We start from the raw sequence: 22,280 nt of genomic DNA, 5'->3' as shown, positions 1-22,280 counted from the left end.
TATAAACCAATTAAAATTAAATACGATGAAAAAACTATTACTCTTTTTAATGCTATTTGCATTTGCAACAATGGGTTTTGCCCAAACAGCTACTGATGGTGATTATAGATCTAAAGCAACGGGAAACTGGAGCGATGTTGCAAATTGGCAAATAAGAACAGGAGGGACTTGGGCAACTGCTTCTACGGCTCCAACCGCTGCAAACAATGTTTACATACAAGATGCCCATGTTATTACGATTGATGTTGCGAGCGTAAACTGTAAAGACCTAGACATCAACATAACAGGAGGGGTTGCTATTGGAACAAACACTTTAAATGTTAGCGGAAAGATTAGGGCATTTTCTGGCACTGCCGATGTTTCTGGATCAGATGGAACTTATGCAGGAACGAGCAGTACCGCCACGGCTAGTGGTATGATCTCTAATACTTTACCTGGCATCTTAAAGTTTATTGGTGCTACAAGAAATATTACAGAGACCGGTGAGTGGAATTCATCTGGTACAACCAATGATGCAGAATTTGCCTTAAATGTTGGGGCAATCGGGACTTTAAATACCGGTATAAAATTTAAGAATACTACCATTTCTAGTGGTACGGTTATTACAGGGTCATTTATTGCAATTGGCTCGTCAGAAGCTTTAACTATAAAGAGCGGGGCAACTTTAATTACTTCAAGAAGTGGAGCATCATCTACTTTTGTAGGAAATAATTCTACTACCAAATGCGGTACCGTTACTATAGAAAACGGTGCAACTTTAGAGCTTACCGGCTCAACGCCTACAATGGATTGTACAACCTTTAACAATAACGGAAAAGTGGTTTACAGTAAAGCTGGAACTCAAACATTCTTAAGCCCTGGTTCAAATAATTCAGATGGCGCAATACTTATTAATAATTATTATGATTTGGTTTTAATCAATACAAGCACTAAAACTGCTTCAACTAATTTTACGGTAAATAATAGCTTAGTGATTTCTGGTACGGCAACTTTATCGGCTGTTTCAAACATTTGTACCATGGCAAATGGTTCTACAATAAAAAGGAGCACAACCTCCGGAACATCCATTGGAAGTACATCTATTATACAGCTTGGTACACAGGCAACAGATTTGGTAAATATAGAAATAGGTTCTTCTGTTTCTAATACCGGAGAATTACCAAGCACCCAAGCCCCTGGAAAAATTGGGACTTTAACTGTAAATTCTGGGGTTACTTATACAATTACCGGAGGACGCACTATTACAAATTTAGTCAATAACGGGATAACAGCCTTAACTCCTTCAACAACGATGACATTGGTTGTTAATGGTAATATTTCTGGTACAGGAACAATAACTGGTAACACAAATGCTAGTTTATCAATTGGAGGAAGTACCGGCGGTAATTCTGGCACATTGGTATTCACTTCAGGAAGCCAAAATTTAAATAATTTAATAATGGATAGGACAGGTGCTAATTCTTCAATTACTATAGGTAGTAATCTTAATATTGTCGGAAATCTTTCCTTAAATAATGGAATGATAAATATTGCACCATCACAAAACTTGACCCTTTCTTCTACCACTTCTATTAACGGAGGCTCATCAACCAGCTATTTAAATACACAAACTTCGGGTGCCAATGTGGGTAAAGTTTTAGTTTTAGGAGTAACAGCTTCAAAATCAGTACCTGTGGGTTCAACATCTAATTATTTACCAGTTACTCTTAATCCCGCAGCAAGTTCAGATTTTTCTATCAACGTTTTCCAAGGCGCAACTAATGATGCCACACCAAACGGAACTGCACTATCAGGAACTCAAAAAGCCGATTTAGTAGATGCTATTTACAATATTGCAAGAACCAGCGGTACTGGCAATTGTGATGTAACATTAGGTTGGGATGCCAGTTTAGAAGGAAGCAATTTTAATGGATTTGCTGATGCAGGTGTAGGCGTTGCACAATATACGGGTTCTTCTTACGGTACTTTTACTGGCCCTGGCGATAATACGGCCAATACCATTACCACCACAGTTTCTAGCTTTGCACCATTTTTGGTTGGTAAAGTTGGTACATTACCCGTAAAACTAATTTCTTTCACGGCTAAAGCGGTCAACCAAACTGCAGTACTAAACTGGCGGTCAACATCTGAGGTTAACTTATCTAAGTTTGATGTTCAACGCTCTTCAAACGGAGTTGTTTTTGAAACAATAGGAAGTATAAATGCAAATAATAAAGCTGGTATTTTCGATTATTCTTTTACGGATAAAAACCCAGCTTTCGGTGCTAATTATTATAGGTTATTGAGTACAGATTTAGACGGAACCATTGATCCAAGTGCTATCCAAGCAGTAAATTTTGGCTCTTTAGCTACACTTTCTGTTTATCCTAACCCTACCAAAGGTTTGGTTAATCTTCAAGGTTTGGTTAAAGGAGATTTGGTTATCGTTACAGATTTAGTAGGCAGAACACTAATATCTAAAAAATATGATGGGGAAAATGCGATGAACCTAAATTTAGACCAAAATAATTCTGGTGTCTATTTACTGTCAGTTTCTAGAAACGGGAAAATAACCAGTACAAACAGGATAGTTAAAAACTAACTTTCATTATCAATATAAAAAAACAAAAAGACTTATGAGGATTTATTCTTTGTAGGTCTTCTTGTTTTAAGATATAATTATACCTGAAAAATCAAAAATCAATGAAAAAGAATCTTTTTAAAATAGTTCTCGTAACATTTGTTTTGCTAATCAACAATAAATCAAATGCCCAAACTGTTTTAAATGCAGATAATATCCCAAACAATACCTATGAATTAATTAATGGTGTTTTTGTGAAACCCGGCTCTAGTTCTACGGCGGTAGAGGCACCAGATCAGATAGGAGTTTCTGCCAATTCTAGCAATGGTTCTCATCAATCATTTGGAAGGCACATAGTCGAGGTTTACGATGCGGATCTTAATAAAAACGTATTTGCTTTTTATTCTCATGTAAATGAGGATAATGATGTTTCGACCGATAAAACCGATAGGCAAAGGGTAGAGATCAAAACTTTTGGGTCTTCGCCCGATGCCCTAAAAGGCACCAATGGAGAAATTGTTCAATATAAATGGCGTTTCAAGATCCCTACCGGATGGCAACCTTCATCATCATTTACACATATACACCAAGTTAAGGCCGTTGATGGTGATGATAGCGACCCAATTTTTACTTTAACCCTGAGAAAGGGAACGCCCAACAAATTAGAACTGATCTATGTTAAAGATCAGGATGCCTCTTCTGATAAAAAACAGGTCGTAAATCTTTCGGGATTTGAAAATACCTGGGTACAAGCTACCGAAACCATTACAATTGGGGTACACGGTACCTATTCTATCAATATCAAAAGAGTGAGCGATGATGTAAATGTTCTTTCTTACAACAATAGCGATATCCAAACCATTAGGCCTGGCGATGGCACAATGGCAAACCCGGCAAACAGTTTCATTCGCCCTAAATGGGGGATATATAGAAGTATAGCCACGCCAGCAGATTTAAGGGACGAGGTTTTATATGTCTCAGATATATCTATTGAAGAATTAACCGTTTTGCCCATTAATCTTACTTTCTTAAAGGCAGAAAAGCTGAACAATGGAATACAATTAAAATGGCAAACTTCATCAGAACAAAACAGTGCTTATTTTGATATAGAAAGGTCTGAGGATGGAAAAAACTTTGTTAATATAGGAAGTAAGAATGGCGTAGGGAATAGCAATACCCTTACGGATTATTTTTTTAAGGATAGCAACCCAATCATCGGGACAAATTATTACCGTTTGAAACAAGTTGATAAAGACGGGAAAGAAAAATTTTCTCCAACAACAAGCATAAATATGCTCGGATCAACCTTGGCATTAAAGCTTAATTTACTTAATCAATCTTCAGATTTAAAGCTAAACATAAACACCAACAAAGCTGTTTTAGGAGAGTTTTCAATTTTTGACACATCTGGCAAGCGTGTTTATCGTCAAAAAATAAATATTACCAAAGGCGATAATGAATTTCATATCCCTTTCAGCGAGTATGATAACGGCACATATATAGCTTTTTATCAGTGCGATAACTATCAAGCCAATAAAAAATTTATAAAATAAAAGCTAAAATTTTTTTAATCGATAGGTTTTGCTACATTTGGTTTACCAATTAATTGGTAAACCAATAATTCAGAAATTTTGTATGAAATCCTTAATAGATAACTTTACAAGCATACAGGTAGAAACCCCTGTAGATAAAATTATAGGTCAGTTAAAGCAACTGATCAATTCTGGCCAATTAAAACCCGGAGATAGGTTGCCCGCAGAACGTGTGCTATCAGAAAAATTTGGTGTTGGCAGAAGTTATATCAGAGAAGCGATTTTAAAATTAGAATTTTACGGACTTTTAAAAACCAACCCACAAAGCGGTACTTATGTAGCCGGTTTAAGCATCAACGTTATTGATAGTATTATTTCTGATATCATTAATTACAACAAAGACGATTTTAACGCTTTAATAGAGGCAAGGTACCATTTAGAGTTATCGGCTGTTAAATTAGCTGCAGAAAGGAGGAGCGAAGAAGATTTGAAAGAGATTAAAAATGCGCTCTCTGAATATGAATACAAGGTGCAAAAGGGAAATAGAGATGCGGTAGAAGAAGATATGCTTTTTCATATAAAGATTGCCAAAGCTTCAAAAAACTCGGTAATAGAGTCTATGATTTTAATTTTGATCCCAGATTTGATCAAGAACATCGTAGATAATAAAATATGTGGCGAGAACAGAGAGAAAACTGCCATATTAGAGCATAAGGCCATATTAGCAGCCATTGAAAAGCAAGATGTTGCCTTAGCAGAAAATGCAATGGCAAAGCACTTAAATGAGATTTGGCAAATAAGTAAAGCTGGCTTTGCAACCAAAAAGATCATCAATGAAATAAAAGGGGGTTAAGGCCCCAAAAGATAGCTCCTAATTATTTAAAATTTAGATCTCTTGTAAAATGAACTACTTAAAAAAGGTGGTAATTGTAATGTTTTGTGTTTTTTGTAGCCTAAAATTGGCTGCACAAACGCATCCAAATATCATTCTCACCAAAGCAAATATCAATGTTGTTAAAAGTGGAATCGGTAAATATCCTTTATTAAAAAAATCTTACCAAGAAGTAAAGGAAAGGGCAGATTTTGCAATAACCCATCCAATTATTGTACCTACGCCCAAAGATGGCGGTGGTGGTTATACGCATGAGCAACATAAAAGGAACTATAGTAATATTTTGGATTGCGGCATCGCTTATCAAATAACTGGGAACCAAAAATATGCAGATTACATAAAAAATATTTTATTGGTTTATGCAGCGCATTACAAAGAATGGGGCTTGCATCCAAAAAGAAAAAGTGACGATGATAGCGGCCGAATCTTTTGGCAATGCCTAAACGATTTTGTTTGGCAGTTTTACGTGATCCAAGGTTATGATATGGCTTATAACGCTATCAGTACTAAGGACAGGGCAATAATAGAAGAGCAACTTTTTATCCCGATTTTAAAATTCATTACCGAAGAACATTACGATGTTTTCAACATGATACACAACCATGGTACTTGGGCTTTGGCTGCCGTTGGGATGACGGGCTACGTACTGCACCAACCTAAATATGTAGAAATGGCGCTAAAAGGTTCTAATTTAGATGGTAAAACAGGGTACTTTGCACAACTTGATCAGCTTTTTTCTCCGGATGGCTATTATTCTGAAGGGCCTTATTATCAACGCTATGCCATGCTTCCGTTTGTGCTATTTGCTAAAGCGATCAACAATTATCAGCCTGGGCTAAAAATATTCGATTACAGGGATAAATTACTAGCAAAAGCGATAAATACTTCCCTGCAATTGACCTATACCGATAAAACTTTTTTCCCCATAAATGATGCGATAAAAGATAAAACCTATGAATCTATAGAGTTGGTTTATGGTTTAGATATAGCTTACGCCGATATTGAGCCAGAGTCTTTTTTATTGGATATTGCCAATCGGCAAGGTAGGGTTATAGTTTCTGATGCAGGTTTAAAAGTTGCAAAAGCCATCGCCGAAGGCAAAACAAAACCTTTTAAATATGTTTCGCAATGGATCAGGGATGGCGCAAGCGGCCAAGAGGGCGGCTTAGGGATTTTGCGTTATGGTAAAAATGAAGATCAAGAATGTTTGTTGCTCAAAGCCGCTTCACAAGGGATGGGGCATGGCCATTTTGATCGTTTAAATATCCTTTTTTATGATAACGGGACGCAAATTTTTGAAGATTATGGTTCTGCAAGGTTTATAAACATAGATACCAAAGGTGTGGGGAATTATCTGCCAGAGAACAATACGTGGGCAAAACAAACCGTAGCCCATAATACCTTGGTGGTAGATGAGCAATCAGATTTTAAAGGCAAAGTTGATGTGGCCCAAAAATATCATCCAGATCTAGTTTATTTTAAAGCAGATAGCAATTTGCAAGTGGTAAGTGCCAAAGAAGATAATGCTTACGCCGATGTAAAACTTTTAAGAACATCAGCCCTAGTTAAAATTCTAGGTTATACAAAACCTTTATTGATTGATGTTTTTAAAGCAACTTCTAAAACAGAGCACCAGTATGATCTTCCATTTTGGTATGCCGGGCAATTGGTAAATAGTTCTTTTGATATTGATGCTAAAAAGGATGATTTGAAGGCATTAGGCACCGATTTCGGCTATCAGCATTTATGGTTCAACGCTCAAAACCAATTAGATGATAAAGGCGGTTTTGTGAGCATCCTTAACAATAAAAGGTTTTATACCATTCATTTTATAACAGAAAATCCGCTTCAAGTAAAATTGGTTTCCGTTGGCGCAAATGATCCCCATATGAATTTGGTAGATGGTAAAGCATTTATTCTTTCTCAGCCAAAGGCTAAAAATCAAACTTTTATAAGTATTACAGAAGTTCATGGGGGTGTAGATCCAGTTAATGAGACCGTAAATGCGGCAGCAAGTAGTATTAGCGGTTTAAAAATAATTACCACAAATGATGAGCAAACGGCATTCTCCTTCAAGTTTAAGGATAAGGTTTATCAATATATGATCAATTATCAAAACAAAAATAACTATGTGGTAATAAAATAGTTCAACAAATGCCTAATGAAACAATAAACTAATTTAACTAATGAACTAACAAAACCAACAAAAAATGAACAACAATTTATTTCAAATAGAAAGCGAAACTCCATGGGAAGACCTTGGAAATGGAATTAAAAGACAAATTTATGGTTACGATGATTCCGTAATGATGGTAAAGGTAAAATTTGAAGCAGGGGCTATCGGAGTTTTACACCAACATCATCACGCCCAAGTTACCTATGTAGAAAGCGGTGTTTTTGAGGCCAGTATAGATGGTAATGTAAAAACCCTTAAACAAGGAGACGGTTTTTACGCTCCACCACACAAGACACATGGTGTTGTTTGTAAAGAAACAGGTGTTTTAATAGATGTTTTTAGTCCGCATAGAGCAGATTTTTTAAAATAACGGCTATTACGATTAAAACTAGGCGAGTGTTTTTACATCGAAAAAACTTGAAATGCAAATGTCACCCTGAGCGAAGTCGAAGGGCAGAGCTAAGTTGATTTGGATTTTTGTTTTGGCCCTTCTTTTTTAGCATGATAAAACCCTGTTTGGCATATTAAAATAACTTTTCTAAAAATATAATCAATAATGAAAAAACTGTTATCAATTTCTTTAATGCTGCTAATAACTTTTATGTCCAAAGCGCAAGAACGGCCAGAATTTAAAAAAGTTAAACTACCAGATGGCTTTACCTCCCAAATTGATGTAATCTATACACAAGTTGGAGATTGGGATGGGCGTATGGATATTTATTTGCCCCCAAATAAAAATAAACCAACACCAATTATAGTTAACATACATGGCGGTGGTTGGAACCATGGAGTTAAAGAATCCCAGACAGGTTTTAATACCTTCTTTAAAATGGGTTATGCCGTTGCGAATATAGAATATCGTTTAACGCCACAAGCAACCGCACCTGCGGCAGTAGAAGATACCCGATGCGCTTTGGTTTATTTGATAAAAAATGCAGGGTCTTTAAATATTGATGCCAGTAAAATTGTGATCATGGGTGGATCTGCAGGCGGGCATTTGGCTTTAATGGGCGGTTTGTTGGGTAACAATCCAATTTTTGATACCAATTGTACAGAAGTAAATAAAATTAAAGTAGCCGCAATTATAGATAAATACGGTATAACAGATGTTTATGATTGGGCTTACGGTAAAAATATTACCAGTAAATCTGCCATTAGTTGGCTGGGTACAAGAGCAAAGGATGAGGCCTTTGCTAAATCAGTCTCACCAATTTATCAGATAAAAAAAGATAGTCCACCAATATTTATTGTCCATGGCGATGCTGATCCAACTGTCCCTTACCAACAATCTGTTGATTTAAAAAAGAAACTGGATGAAATGGGAGTTAAGAACCAGTTTATAACTGTTCCTGGTGGTAAACATGGTGGGTTTACAGAAGAACAAAACAGAGATTTGAATAATAAAATAGTAGAATTTTTAAAAGGATCAGGTTTATGATACAGAGAATATATTTGCTTTTATTGCCCGTTGTAATCATCTCATGTAGCCAAAAAGCAGTTATAACAAAAGCAGAGATCAAAAGAAATTTGATCAATGTGGCCAACTCCCAAGAACTTAAAAATGTTTTGGATATAGCAAAACCCGGAGATTCCATCGTATTAAAAGACGGTATTTACGATGGAAAGTTTATAATAACTGCCAGTAATAGTGGTACTTCTACTCAGCCGATAACTTTGGTAGGTTCTAGAAATGTGATTTTAGATGGTGGCAGTAAAGAAACGGGATATGTTCTTAGCCTGCAAGCTAATTATTGGCGCATAAAAGGCTTTAGCATTAGAAACGGTTTAAAAGGCATAGTTGCAGATGGTGCAAACCATAATCTAATTGATGGGATTATTGTGACCCAAATAGGCGAAGAAGCCATCCACTTACGCAAATTTAGTAAGCACAACACCATTCAAAATTCAGAAATAACTTATACGGGATTAAAAACCCCAGATTACGGCGAAGGGATTTATATAGGTTCTGCGGTTAGTAATTGGGCAAAATATTCTGATGGGCAGCCAGATAAGTGTGATTCTAACAAAGTATTGAACAATAAAATAGGCCCTTATGTTGCTGCAGAGTGTATCGATATAAAAGAAGGAACCACCGGGGGTTTGATCAAGGGCAATACATTTGAAGCACAGGGCATTACTGGTGCAAACAGTGCCGATAGCTGGATTGATGTTAAAGGTAATCATTATCTGATTGAAGATAATACCGGCTTTAATACCCAACCTTCGGTACTATTAGACGGGTTTCAAATCAATTGTGCGGCAAGCGGTTGGGGTAGCTATAATGAGTTTAAAAATAACATTTGCAATGTAAATTCCTCGGGTTTCGGTTTTAATGTAAGATTGAAAAGCAGTAAAGGCGAAGCCGTTGGGAACAAGATCTATTCTAATAATAAAGTGATAAATGCAGCAAGTGGCGTGGCAAATGTTCCGTTATCAAATTAAGCAACCATGAAAGTTAAAGGTTTAAGGTGGTGGATAATTTCCTTAATTGGGCTGGCTACCGTAATCAATTATGTGGATAGAAGTGCCATTAATATTATGTGGCCTTATATTTATAAAGATTTTGGCATAGCCGATGTTGATAATAAAAGCGCATTGGCAATTATTACCACCTTTTTTATGATCGCCTATGCTTTAGGGCAAACCTTTACGGGCAAATTGATGGATGCAGTTGGCACTAGGATAGGAATGACTTTATCAATTATCGGTTGGAGTGTTTCTATTGCCTGCCATTCTTTTGCAAGATCGCTCATGTCTTTTAGTGTTTTTAGGTTTATGTTGGGTTTTAGCGAGGCCGGCAATTGGCCGGGTGCTACAAAAAGTAATGCAGAGTGGTTTCCTCCAAAAGAAAGAGCAATGGCACAAGGTATTTTTGGAGCGGGTGCCTCTTTAGGCTCTGTTATCTCGGCACCTATTATCGCTTTTCTCTTTATCGCCTTTGGCTGGAAAATAACCTTTGTTTTGATAGCCGGTATAGGTATAATTTGGGTTATTCCTTGGTTGGTAATCAATAAAGCCACGCCCGATAAGCATCCTTGGCTTACCGAAGAAGAAAGAAACCATATTTTAGATAAACCTATAAACCGAGAAATAATTACCAATGTTATAGAAGCACCAGTTCTAACTTGGAAAGAGCTTTTAAAATTTAGGAACACTTGGGGGATAATAATGGGCCGCTTTTTCATCGACCCGGTTTGGTGGCTTTTTGTAACTTGGTTGCCAACCTTTTTAAAAGAATCCTTCCATTTTGATATTAAACAAATTGGTGCTTTTACTTGGGTGCCTTATTTGTTTGCCGCCGTTGGAAGTTTAATTGGAGGTTATTATTCTTCCAAACTGATAAAAAACGGGACGGATGCAGAGAAGGCCAGAAAAATTGCCATCGCAATAGGTTGCGGTATTATGCTCCTATCTTTAATTGCCATCGTTTATTTTTTAGGAAGTTTGAAAGATAAGCCCATACTAGCGATGGTTCTGATCGGGCTTACGCTATTTGGTTTTCAATTTCTAATCGGCAATATACAAACTTTGCCAAGCGATTATTTTAATGGGAAAAATGTAGGTACGGTTGCGGGTATGGCGGGTACGGCGGCAGTAGCAGGTACTTTGCTAACCACTTGGGCAGTGCCAATCATCACTAAAACAAGTTACGTTTCGTTTTTTGTATTGGCTGCTGTTTTAGTGCCTTTAACATGGATAAGCATTAAATATATCACCACAAAAAAATAAAATTAAATCATTTAAAATATGCGATTAAAAAATAAAGTAGCAATAGTTTCTGGCGGATCCAGGGATATAGGTAGGGCGGTTTCTTTACAATTAGCAAAAGAAGGTGCAAAGGTGGTGATAAACTATTTCGGCAATAAGCAAAATGCCGATGATACCCTTGCTTTGATAAAAGCCATAGGCGGCCAAGCGATCATGGTAAAAGCAGATATGACAAAAAGTGCCGAGGTAGAAAATTTAGTAAAAGAAACCAGAGCTGCCTTTGGTGATGAAATACATATTTTGGCCAATGTAGCGGGTGGATTGGTTGCCCGCAAAACAACTGCAGAAATGGATGAAGATTTTTGGGATTTGATCATGGCTATCAATTTAAAATCTGTTTTTTTAGCAGTTAAAGCGGTAGCTCCATTTATGCCATCAGGTTCTTCTATCATTAATTTTTCTTCTTTAGCCGGCAGAGACGGCGGTGGGCCGGGCGCCACTGCCTATGCTACTTCAAAAGGTGCTGTAATGACCTATACTAGGGCTTTAGCAAAAGAATTTGGTCCAAGGGGAATTAGGGTTAACGCCGTTGCACCGGGTATGATAGCAACCGCTTTTCACGATACTTTTACCAAACCAGAAGTTAGGGGGAACGTTGCCAACGCAACCGCATTAAAAAGAGAAGGAGCTGCAAAAGAAGTGGCAGATTTGGTTATTTATCTTTCTTCAAATGAATCTAGTTATATCACGGGGGCCAATTTTGACATTAATGGCGGTTTGAGCTTTTCTTAGTAAAAGATAATTTTTATTAAATTGGTTTGTTTAATATTGAGTGATATTTATGACCAATTTAAAAGTTTCACATAAAACAATAGTACAAAAGGCAATTGGCTTAACGCTATTGCTTTTTGTTTTTATGTTAAACTCTTCTGCTCAAAAGAAATCTATTTCGTTTGATAAGCTTACCGTAGAGTCTGGCCTTTCCCAAAGTAGCGTAATATCCATTACACAAGATAGCATGGGTTTTATGTGGTTTGGCACTAAGGATGGTTTAAACAGGTATGATTCCCGTCAGTTCGAGATCTTTAAAAGTAACCCTAATGATAGCACATCTTTAAGCAGCAACCAAAACATTAATGCTTTATTAACAGATAGTAAAGGTAATTTATGGGTGGGTACCCAAAACGGCTTAAACAAATATGTTCCACAAACAAAATCATTTATCAGGTTTTTAAATGATCCCAAAAAGAAGAATAGCCTAAGTAATAATACCATCAGGTGCATCTATGAAGATAAGGATGGTAATTTGTGGATAGGCACAGAAAACGGGTTAAATAAGCTACATGAAGATGGGACATTTGAAAGGTTCTTTTGTGAAAATGGCCGTGGCTATGGTGTGGTAAACCCAATAATAAAGGCCGTTTATCAAGATAGTAAAAGAAATTTATGGGTAGGTACGCAAGCTGGCTTGGTTACTATAAATTTAAAAAATGGCATTTATAAACTTAAGACCTATTTCCATAGTAACGATGATGCACAAAGTTTATCTGCCAATGATATTAATAGTATCACCGAAGATTTAAACCATAATTTATGGATAGGTACGCATTTTAACGGTCTTAATCTATTAAGTAAAACCAACGTTGGGTTTAAACATTTTACTACCCTAAATAGTGGTTTATGCAGCAATATCATCCGTAAAATATTGGTAGATAAAGATGGTTTTTTATGGATAGCCACCCTAAACGGCATCAGTATTTATGATCCCGTTAACCAAGAATTTAAAAATCAATTACACAACCCAGAAGAATCAACCAGCTTAAACCAAAATTCTATTTACGATATATTTCAAGATCAGGTAGGTTCTATTTGGGTGGGCACCTATTATGGTGGGGTAAATGTTTATCACCCAAACGCGATAACCTTTAAAGTTTATAAGCACTACTCTTACAAAAACTCTTTAAGCAGCAATATCATAAGCGCAATGGAAGAGGATAAACTGGGTAATCTATGGATCGGTACCGAAGCCGAGGGTTTAAATTATTATCATCATAAAACCGGGTATTTTACCAATTTTAAGGCCGAAGATAGCAAGAACGGCCTTAGTTCTAACCTAATAAAAGCCGTTAGCCTAGATAACAACCAAAACTTATGGATTGCCGCTTATGAAGGAGGGATAGATTTTTATGATACCCAAAGCGGCAAGTTTAAAAACTATAGATTATCTAAAAGCAACAACCTAAGCGAAAAAAGGATTACTTTTTTGATTTCGGATGATAAAGACAGGTTATGGGTGGGTACAAAAGGAAAAGGTTTGTACCTTTTTGATAGGGCCAACGATCAATTTATGCCATTGAGCGTTTACGGTAAAGATTATTATTTGCCATCGTTAAACATCATTAATATTTATCAAGACCGCAATAAAAATATCTGGGTTGCAGCAGATAATGGTGTTTTTTATCTTCGCCACGGGCAAAATCAATTTGTTAAACTAATTGCGCAAAAAAGCTCTTTTTTAAACCATGTTGTAGTTATTTCGCAAGCTAGCGATGGTAAGTTGTTGTTTGGGAGCAGTGGAGATGGATTTGCCTATTATTCACCAAAACAAAGAAAACTGTTTTTACTAAACACCAGAAACAGCGGTTTGCCATCAAACAATATTGCTGCAATTGTAGAAGATAATGAACAAGCATTATGGTTAAGTACAGATAAAGGCATTGCAAAAATAGCGCAAGGAAATATCCGTACCTACAACCGTAATGATGGTTTGCCGGGCAATGTATTCAATTATCATTCTGTTTTAAAAGATACCGAAGGAACCCTATATTTTGGTGGCTATAATGGTTTGGTAAGCTTTGATCCCGAAGGTATCAATGAAAATAAAACTGCCCCAAAAGTTGTTTTTACCCATTTAAGGCTCTTTAACAAAGAAATTAATGTTAAAGACGATAGCAACTTGCTGCCCAAATCTCTAAACACCATTGATGAACTTGTTTTCAATTACCAACAGAATGTTTTTAGTTTAGATTTTTCTGCCCTCAATTTTGTTAAAGCAAAGAAAAACAGCTATGCCTATAAATTAGAAGGTTTTGATAAAGATTGGAATTACGTGGAAGATCCAACCGCAACTTTCACAAACCTGCCCGATGGCAACTACAAACTATTGGTAAAGGGAGCAAATAACGATGGGATATGGAACAACACAGCATCGGGTTTAAAGATTAGGGTAAAACCCCCATTTTGGAAAACTTGGTGGGCATACTTGTTTTATCTTCTGGTATCGGCAGCCTTGTTTTATTTGGTTTTGAGGTTTTTATTGATCAGGGCTTTATTAAAGAGAGAACATGATGTACATCAGATGAAACTGGCTTTTTTTACCAACGTATCTCATGAAATAAGAACGCCGCTAACGTTGATCTTGGGGCCACTAGAAAAATTGATACAAGACACGCAGCAAAATTTCGATTTAAACAAGCAATTGCAAATTGTTGATAAAAATGCCAAGCGCTTAATGAGGTTGCTTAACGAGTTGATGGATTTTAGAAAAATTGAGAGCGGTAAAATGAAACTTAATCTAATGGCCGATAATATCGTATCTTTTGTCCACGAGATTTATCTTTCGTTTCAGCAATTGGCGATACAGAATAATATCGTATTCGAATTTAAAAGCACCAAAAAGGATATAGAGGTTTACTTTGATAAAGAACAGCTAGAAAAAATAATTTTTAACCTGCTTTCTAACGCCTTTAAGTTTACCGATCATAAAAAAGGCAGAATAAGAGTACAAGTTTTGCATCAAGATGATCATGTGTTGATAAAGATCTTAGATAACGGCAAGGGGATAACAGAAACAGATAAGGGCAAAATATTTACGGATTTTTATCAGGTCCCAAACCATCAACAAAGAAATACGGGTACGGGTATTGGTTTGGCACTTTCTAAGAGTATCGCCAAAATGCACCATGGCGATTTATTTTTAGAAAACGATGCAGAAAACACCAGTTTTTGTCTTTCACTAAAAATAGGTAAAGAACATTACAAACCAGAAGAGATAAATCAAAATTTTAATGTTGATGATAGTGCCCTCTATCAGCTTCAATCTGAAGTAGATGCTATTATTTACCAACAAAACCCTAAAAAAGGTTCTATCGTGAGCAATCAACCTCTTGTTTTGGTGGTAGATGATAACCCCGAGGTCAAAGATTTTATAGTTAAAACATTAGGCCGATATTATCAAGTTATTACCACTAACGATGGTTTAGAGGCATTAGGTATAGCCCTAGAAAAAATACCCGATGTGATAGTTAGCGACGTAATGATGCCAAAAATGGATGGTTTTGAGTTTTGCGCAAAAATTAAGACCGATGTTAGGACCAGGCATATCCCAGTAGTTTTGCTTACCGCCAGAACCGGCGATTTACATGAACTAGAAGGGTTAAAAACCGGGGCCGACGTTTATTTAACAAAGCCATTTAGCACACAAAAGATCTGTTTAATCATAGAAAATCTTTTGGCCCTGCATCAGAATATGCGTGATAAATTTTCCCAACAGTTCTCGTTGGAGCCTTCAAAAGTTCAAATAGAATCGTCAGACCAAGAATTCTTAAACAAAGTGATGCAGCTATTAGAAGATAATATCAGCAATTCAGAGTTTAACGTTAATGCTTTCGCATCAGAAATAGGCATGAGTACGCCCGTATTTTATAAAAAAATTGATGCCTTAACGGGTTTAACGGTCAATAATTTTATAAAATCTATCCGGTTAAAAAGGGCCTTGCAATTGTTTCAACAGAAGGCGGGCAATGTATCAGAGGTAGCTTACATGGTAGGCTTTAATGATGCCAAATATTTCAGTAAGGAGTTTAAAAAGCAATACGGTAAGTTGCCATCTTCTTACAACTGATGTAAAACCTACCGCTTTTTTAAGAATTTCCACCTTTCATTTAAGATTTTATTCTCGGTAAATTTTCAATAGGCGTAATTTAGTATCACCAAAAAGAGCCAAACAATTGTAATCATTATTTAGATGTAATATATGGATTAACCTAATCCGTATAAAATTTTGTATTTGATAATATTTATGATACTTTTGGTAAACCAATTTTTGGTAAACCAATTTGTTGATTTTTTAAAAATCAGCTTTAACCAATTAACCAATTTTAATAGATCATGAAATTAAAGTTTTACATTTTAAACCTGCTTTCAGTAACGATGCTGTGCTTTTTTTTGGGCAACAACCCTGCTATGGCCCAAACAAAAACCAAAGTAAAAGGTGTAGTGAAATCTGCTGATGGGGAGACGCTACCCGGGGTATCTGTATCAATAAAGGATTCTAAAACAGGTACAGTTACCGATATTAATGGAGAGTACACCATTTCTGCCGAACCAGGAAAAATCTTGTTATTTAAGTTTTTGGGTTACAAGCCCGTTGCTTTGGGGGTAACTACCCAAAAAGTGATGAACGTTACCATGGAGGTAGAGAGCAACAAATTAGATGAGATCGTGGTGGTGGGTTATGGTACACAAAAAAAATCTTCGGTTACGGGTGCGGTAAGCAAGCTGGTAAACACCAATTTAGATGAAATACCTACTTCAAGATTAGATAACGCTTTAATTGGTAAGATTGCAGGTGTTACCATCCAAAACACAACATCAGAGGCAGGTGCCGATCCGCAAATTAGGGTTAGGGGCTTCGCATCCATCAATACAGATTCTGGGCCACTTATTGTTGTTGATGGTTATCCTGTGCCAGACGGTATGTCTTTTGTTAATCCTCAAGATGTAGAATCTATAGAGGTTTTAAAAGATGCTGCATCAGCTGCGATATATGGCTCTAGAGCTGCAAATGGAGTTATTTTAATTACTACAAAATCGGGCAATTCTGATAAGCCAAAATATTCATTTAAAACTTATTATGGGGTTAGCGATCCATACAAATTAAATGATATCATGACTTTTTCTGATTATGTTAATGGTTTGTATCGTGATGCCGCTTTGAGGGCCCAAGATCCTTCTGTTGCTACAAATAAACAAAACCTGATAACTACGAGTGAAAAGGCTGCTTACATAATAGAGAATCAAATTTCAGGCTCTCCCACAAATTGGCAACAGGTGGGTTTGCAAAACGCATCTATTTATAATGCTCAATTAGGCCTATCTGGCGGTAGTAAAGATTTGAAATATTATATTTCTGGGAGTTACCAAAAAAACCAAGCAGCCATAAAGTTTAATGATAACACTAGGGGTACTTTTAAAGCAAAAGTTAACGGTAATATCACAAAGAAATTGAAATTTAACTTAAATTTTAACCCTTCTTACGTAGGTACAAATAGGCCCGCAAATAATTTTACAGATTATTATAGGTTTTATTCTTTTTTGCCTACGGTACATAACGCTTTTACGGCAGCTTTTGTAAATCAAAACCCACAATGGGCCAATATTAAAGCGGGGGATTTTGCCCAAGCTAGGCACTTTGCAGATCTAAATTATTCTGGTATGATGCCAGATGGTTCTATCTTTACAAGTTCAGGAACTATAATCCCTTGGAGTACAAACAACAATACACCTATATCTATCGCATCACGCGAAAGCGTTTCAAGAATGTCTTATAGGGTATTAAGCAGTGGTGATTTATCTTATGAAATTATTCCAAAGTTAATATTTAAAACATCCATTGGTGGTTATTACACCAATCAAGATGATAAAGATTTAACGTTGAGCAACGCTAAACAAGATGGTGCCGTTAACGAATCTGACGTTACCAATAAAGACTATAAAGATGTTTTATGGGAAAACACCTTAAATTACAGTTGGAAAAAGGGCAATCATAATTTTACGGGTTTATTAGGCTACACCACCCAACAAACTTTTATTAAAACGGCAAGAGTTGTTGGCAGAGATTTCGCCGCAGATCAATTAGAAACACAACCAGCGCAAATAGATCTATTGCAAACCAAAACCTACAAAGATAGGGTTGGGTTGATCTCTTATTTAGGTAGGTTAACTTACGATTACAAGTCAACCTATTTATTCAGCACCAGTTTTAGAACAGATGGGAGTTCTTATTTTAATACGGGGCGTAAATATGGTTATTTCCCATCGGTTTCTGCAGGCTGGGTGGCAAGTAATGAAAAGTTTTTGCAAGATGTTAGATGGCTTAGTAATCTAAAATTAAGGGCAAGTTATGGAGCTACCGGTAACAATAGAATTGCTAGTTTTTCTTATACAGATTTGTTATATCAAGGTAATTACGATTTTGGAGGCGGTAACGGGACAGTTAATTCTGGTTTATCGCCATCAGGCGAAATATTGGCAAACCCAACTATCACTTGGGAACGCACTTATGCCTCTAACTTTGGTTTAGATCTAGGGCTGTTAAACAATAGAATTAATTTAACGGTTGAGTATTATAATTCTAAAACAGATAAATTACTGTATAACCAAGCAGCTATGTCTTTTACTGGCTCAAATGCGTATATAAATAACGCTGGTAAAATAAAAAACACAGGGTTAGAATTTGAGTTTAGTTCTAACAATGTTAAAACCAAAAAATTTGAATGGACTACCTCTTTAAATTTATCGGCAAATAGAAACACTTTATTAGAATTGGGAGGAGAGCCAGATCAAAAAAACTATGGCGAACGTCAAGAAGTTTATGATGCAATAGTTGGTAAACCATCAATTCAATATTTTGGTTATAAAACCGATGGAGTTTGGACTTCCCAAGCTATGATAAATGATGCTTTGGCTGCGGGGCAAACCAGCAGTATATCTAAATATTATACTCCTGGGGGGTTAAAAATAGTAGATACCAACCACGATAATGTTATTAACGAAGCTGATAGGGTAACTACGGGGTCTCCTTTTCCGGATTTTATTTGGGGAGTAACCAATAACTTTAAATTTAAAAGCTTTGATCTAAGCATGAGCATACAAGGATCGCAAGGAGGTAAATTGATCAATGGCGATGCCTACTATCAAGAAACCAAGAAGTTTAACAGAAATTTTAATAATGACAAACATTGGGTAAGCGAGATGTTCCCTGGCGATGGCAAAACACCGTATTACACCAACGGCGTAGATATGATGTTAACAGATTACGTGGTAGAAGATGCCTCTTATGCATCATTGAGAAATGTGATTTTGGGTTATACTTTTCCAAAAGCGTTTGCTAAAAAAGCAGGATTGAGCGGTTTAAGAATGTATGCGTCTGCAGATAATCTGTTGTATGTTTTTGGCAAAGATTACAGGGCAATAAATCCAGAGGCGAGGGCAACTTCAAATGATTCTACCAATCCTTATTATTCGCCATTGGTAGATGGTTATCAAAGAGGTGCTTTCCCGGTCTTGCGCTCGTTCACTTTTGGTTTAGATCTTAATTTTTAATCTTTAAAATAATGAAAAATATAAAATATATAACACTGGTCTTAATTGTAATGTTTACGGCTAGTTCTTGTGAGAAAATTATAGATATAGATCCAATATCTAACAATGAAGCAAATCTTTTTTATAAAAATTATGCCGAAATTAACGTGGCATTAACAGGTTGTTACAATGGAATGCAAGAACCATTATACAACGAATGGATGTTTACAGAACTTCGTGGGGATAATGTGAAACAAGGAGTGCCAAATAGTACAAGTACCCCAAATATAGAATTAAATGATTTAGATGAGTTTACACTAAATTCTTCCCATTCTCAGGTTTATACCTATTGGTTGGCCAGTTATAAGAATATTAGATCTATAAATTATGTACTGCGTAGCCTTGGGGTAACTTATAGCAACGGTACTTTAACCATTGGAGATACGGATGCCGAAATAACCGCAGAGCAAAAAAACCAAATAATTGGTCAGGCTTTATTTTTAAGGGCATACCATTATTTTAAGTTAACAAGGTTATTTGGAGGTGTATTTTTAATAACAGAACCTCTTGATCCTAAAGTGGCAAAACAAATAAATAGAAGCAGCGTGACAGATTGTTATGCGCTTATTACGGCAGATTTATTGAAAGCTAAAGATCTTTTGTCTTCCAGTACATTTGGTAGTATCAATACTGCAGATTTAGGTAGGGCAAACGCTTGGGCTGCAAAATCATTATTGGCTAAAGTATATCTAACGCTACATAAAAATTCAGATGCGCTTCCATTATTAAATGATGTAATTAATAATAGTGGTTATGGTTTGTTAAATTCTTATGCCGATGTGTTTTCTATCAACAATGAGATGAACAAAGAAATCTTATTTGCGGTAAGGTATAAAGCTGGAGGTTATGGCTTGGGTTCTCCATTCGCAAATTTGTTTGCACCAACCGGTAGCGGCAATGCGGTAGTAAATAACGATGGAAGCGGTTATGATTTTCCAACAGAGAGCATCAAGAAAGCTTACAGAACACCTGCAACAGGTGGTATAGATCAAAGAAAAGCTGTTTCAATTGCTCAATTTACTGCTTCAAGGCCATATTGTAAGAAGTTTACTTCACAAGTTATTAGTAAATATGATGCAGAGAATGATTTCCCCATTATCAGATTTGCCGATGTACTTCTAATGAAGGCAGAAGCCGAGGGTTTTAATGGATCTAGTGGTAGTTCGGTTAATATAATCAACCAAATTAGGGCAAGATCGGGTGCGGTGGTTTATCCTGGTACTGTCGATTTTACTTCAGCATTTTATCAATACCCCTCTACCGGATCTAACTCTATATCTGATGATGCTAGTTTTAAAACAGCTTTATTTAATGAAAGAAGGTTAGAATTAGCATTTGAGAATCAACGTTTTTTTGATATGGTAAGAAGCGGAGATGCAGTAGCTTTGATAAGGGCTTATTTTGCCGAAGAATATGCGGTACATTATAAAAATTATACCCCAACGATCCCTTTGGCAACACTTCAAGGTTTTGTTACAGAAGATCGTTTGTTGCTCCCAATCCCGTTACGCGAAATCGATACCAATAATCAGATTCAAATAGCGCAAAACCCAAGTTATTAATTCATCATCTTAAATAAAAGAAATATGAAATCGATAAATATAAAATTAGCCTTTAGCATAATATTCATGTTGGTATTGGGTATGATAGCTTGTAAAAAGGATAAAGATAATGTGAGTAATGGTTTATCATCAATTAAAGATGTTGTTACTACTAACGATTACGTTTATAATTTAGCTACCAAAAAACTAACGCCAGATACAAGCATAAACGCAAATATTAAGTCTGAAATAGGTTTAAAGTTTATATACAGCTATTTAATAAGATTGCAAAAGTCTGATTCTTTAATAAACATAGCTTATGTACCGGCAGATAGTAAGAACGATTATGATCTGATGATCCCTGTCTCTGCGTTTGGAAAAGCTAATTTAAGCACTGCCACCGCTATAAAAAACGTGGTAAAACGAGTGGATAATAGCACAGATCAATCAATCATAAAATTAACATCGTTTCAGCCACCTTTACCAAAACTAGAGAATTTCCCGGATAGTAAATTGCCAGATGTTAATAATAAGATCTTAATAACAGGGAAAGCAAGTTCAGAAACTGGTTTAAAAAAGATCGAGATTTTAGATGATTCTCAAGGTGCCTATACGGTAGTTACCACTATTAGCAGCTTAAATGGCGCAAAAACCTATGATGTAAATTATACTTACACTTACAGAGCAAACACCGCAAACCTTAAAATTATTGCAACAGATAATTTTGATATAAAAGCAGAATACATCATAAAAGTGCCTGCATTACCATATACGCTCTATCAAAACGTAGAAATGAGTGCGCAAGGTTCTGCTACCTCAACCGTAACAAATAATCACTTTTTTGTTAGTAATGGTACTGTTGCAGGTAGCTGTTCTCTAAATACCGATCAAGAGCTGATGGATTTTGTACTGTATGGATCTTCTTCTAGCGGGTTACAATTTTATAATCCACAAAATGCTGGTAATATTGCAAAAAATTTCAAATGCGGTGCAGATATATGGACCATCCCTGATATCACTAAACTTAAAAACACCAGATTAAAAGTGCTAACCCCGGGCGATCCTACAATTGATGCCTTATATACAAATTTCAATGCCAACAACATACCAGATCTAAAAGATAATGGTTTCTTTGCAGGCATATCGGCCCCGTCTGGGAATACCGCAAAATATTTACCCGGCACTTCTGGCACTTTTGATGCTACTTCGGCTAAACTGATTTGGATACAGATTGCAAATACCGGTGGGACATTTACCAATTGTTTGATGCTTGTTAAAAATGTGGTTTATGATGCTTCCAATGCAGGTTTTGCAACCGTTAAATTTGATATTTACGTTCAAAAATAAATTGCTGGGAAAAAAAGCACAAAGAGCAAACAATAACCTTTGTGCTTTTTTATGTTCAAAACAAATAGCCGTCTTTCGTAAATTTTAATCTTAATATCTC

The 22,280-nt window shown here is 36.1% G+C and carries 13 protein-coding genes; all 13 read left to right on the top strand.

Going from position 1 to position 22,280, the window contains the following annotated elements; genetic code table 11:
- The first annotated feature begins 25 nt into the window (after nt 1-25).
- The 13 genes from I5M32_RS05260 (at nt 26) to I5M32_RS05200 (ending at nt 22,180) form a co-directional block, all read left to right on the top strand.
- A complete protein-coding gene (locus I5M32_RS05260) occupies nt 26-2,581 on the top strand; it encodes a beta strand repeat-containing protein (protein ID WP_200585141.1) in 2,556 nt (851 codons plus the stop codon).
- 101 nt (nt 2,582-2,682) lie between these two features.
- Nucleotides 2,683-4,113 (top strand): T9SS type A sorting domain-containing protein, encoded by a 1,431-nt coding sequence (locus tag I5M32_RS05255; protein WP_200585140.1) that lies wholly within the window; start codon nt 2,683-2,685, stop codon nt 4,111-4,113.
- A gap of 82 nt (nt 4,114-4,195) precedes the next feature.
- On the top strand, nt 4,196-4,945 hold the full coding sequence (locus tag I5M32_RS05250) for a FadR/GntR family transcriptional regulator (RefSeq protein ID WP_200585139.1): 750 nt from the start codon (nt 4,196-4,198) through the stop codon (nt 4,943-4,945).
- A 49-nt stretch (nt 4,946-4,994) separates the two neighbouring features.
- On the top strand, nt 4,995-7,130 hold the full coding sequence (locus I5M32_RS05245; protein WP_200585138.1) for a heparinase II/III domain-containing protein: 2,136 nt from the start codon (nt 4,995-4,997) through the stop codon (nt 7,128-7,130).
- A gap of 64 nt (nt 7,131-7,194) precedes the next feature.
- Nucleotides 7,195-7,530 (top strand): cupin domain-containing protein, encoded by a 336-nt coding sequence (locus tag I5M32_RS05240; protein ID WP_200585137.1) that lies wholly within the window; start codon nt 7,195-7,197, stop codon nt 7,528-7,530.
- Nucleotides 7,531-7,716: 186 nt separating this feature from the next.
- Nucleotides 7,717-8,598, top strand: coding sequence for an alpha/beta hydrolase (locus I5M32_RS05235; RefSeq protein ID WP_200585136.1), 882 nt, complete (start codon nt 7,717-7,719; stop codon nt 8,596-8,598).
- On the top strand, nt 8,595-9,602 hold the full coding sequence (locus I5M32_RS05230; RefSeq protein WP_200585135.1) for a chondroitinase-B domain-containing protein: 1,008 nt from the start codon (nt 8,595-8,597) through the stop codon (nt 9,600-9,602). The genes I5M32_RS05235 and I5M32_RS05230 overlap by 4 nt, the downstream gene beginning before the upstream one ends.
- 6 nt (nt 9,603-9,608) lie before the next feature.
- Nucleotides 9,609-10,889, top strand: a complete 1,281-nt coding sequence (locus I5M32_RS05225; protein ID WP_200585134.1) for an MFS transporter — start codon at nt 9,609-9,611, stop codon at nt 10,887-10,889.
- An 18-nt stretch (nt 10,890-10,907) separates the two neighbouring features.
- A complete protein-coding gene (locus tag I5M32_RS05220; RefSeq protein WP_200585133.1) occupies nt 10,908-11,660 on the top strand; it encodes an SDR family NAD(P)-dependent oxidoreductase in 753 nt (250 codons plus the stop codon).
- Nucleotides 11,661-11,709: 49 nt separating this feature from the next.
- Nucleotides 11,710-15,771 (top strand): hybrid sensor histidine kinase/response regulator transcription factor, encoded by a 4,062-nt coding sequence (locus I5M32_RS05215; RefSeq protein WP_200585132.1) that lies wholly within the window; start codon nt 11,710-11,712, stop codon nt 15,769-15,771.
- A gap of 266 nt (nt 15,772-16,037) precedes the next feature.
- Complete coding sequence (locus I5M32_RS05210) at nt 16,038-19,253, top strand: SusC/RagA family TonB-linked outer membrane protein (RefSeq protein WP_234461864.1); 3,216 nt, start codon at nt 16,038-16,040, stop codon at nt 19,251-19,253.
- A gap of 11 nt (nt 19,254-19,264) precedes the next feature.
- Nucleotides 19,265-20,854, top strand: coding sequence for a RagB/SusD family nutrient uptake outer membrane protein (locus I5M32_RS05205; protein ID WP_200585131.1), 1,590 nt, complete (start codon nt 19,265-19,267; stop codon nt 20,852-20,854).
- Between the two features lie 24 nt (nt 20,855-20,878).
- Nucleotides 20,879-22,180: a hypothetical protein gene (locus I5M32_RS05200; RefSeq protein WP_200585130.1), complete on the top strand. Its 1,302-nt coding sequence runs from the start codon at nt 20,879-20,881 to the stop codon at nt 22,178-22,180.
- Nucleotides 22,181-22,280 lie beyond the last annotated feature (100 nt).

This window comes from Pedobacter segetis (assembly GCF_016623585.1).
Classification (GTDB): domain Bacteria; phylum Bacteroidota; class Bacteroidia; order Sphingobacteriales; family Sphingobacteriaceae; genus Pseudopedobacter; species Pseudopedobacter segetis.
This window is presented reverse-complemented; position numbering and strand designations above follow the sequence as displayed.

Bases quoted from the DNA above. Each gene is read 5' to 3' on its own strand.
- I5M32_RS05250 (WP_200585139.1), top strand. From the start codon at position 4,196: ATGAAATCCTTAATAGATAACTTTACAAGCATACAGGTAGAAACCCCT.
- I5M32_RS05210 (WP_234461864.1), top strand. From the start codon at position 16,038: ATGAAATTAAAGTTTTACATTTTAAACCTGCTTTCAGTAACGATGCTG.
- I5M32_RS05240 (WP_200585137.1), top strand. From the start codon at position 7,195: ATGAACAACAATTTATTTCAAATAGAAAGCGAAACTCCATGGGAAGAC.
- I5M32_RS05245 (WP_200585138.1), top strand. From the start codon at position 4,995: ATGAACTACTTAAAAAAGGTGGTAATTGTAATGTTTTGTGTTTTTTGT.
- I5M32_RS05205 (WP_200585131.1), top strand. From the start codon at position 19,265: ATGAAAAATATAAAATATATAACACTGGTCTTAATTGTAATGTTTACG.
- I5M32_RS05230 (WP_200585135.1), top strand. From the start codon at position 8,595: ATGATACAGAGAATATATTTGCTTTTATTGCCCGTTGTAATCATCTCA.
- I5M32_RS05215 (WP_200585132.1), top strand. From the start codon at position 11,710: ATGACCAATTTAAAAGTTTCACATAAAACAATAGTACAAAAGGCAATT.
- I5M32_RS05225 (WP_200585134.1), top strand. From the start codon at position 9,609: ATGAAAGTTAAAGGTTTAAGGTGGTGGATAATTTCCTTAATTGGGCTG.
- I5M32_RS05255 (WP_200585140.1), top strand. From the start codon at position 2,683: ATGAAAAAGAATCTTTTTAAAATAGTTCTCGTAACATTTGTTTTGCTA.
- I5M32_RS05220 (WP_200585133.1), top strand. From the start codon at position 10,908: ATGCGATTAAAAAATAAAGTAGCAATAGTTTCTGGCGGATCCAGGGAT.
- I5M32_RS05200 (WP_200585130.1), top strand. From the start codon at position 20,879: ATGAAATCGATAAATATAAAATTAGCCTTTAGCATAATATTCATGTTG.
- I5M32_RS05260 (WP_200585141.1), top strand. From the start codon at position 26: ATGAAAAAACTATTACTCTTTTTAATGCTATTTGCATTTGCAACAATG.
- I5M32_RS05235 (WP_200585136.1), top strand. From the start codon at position 7,717: ATGAAAAAACTGTTATCAATTTCTTTAATGCTGCTAATAACTTTTATG.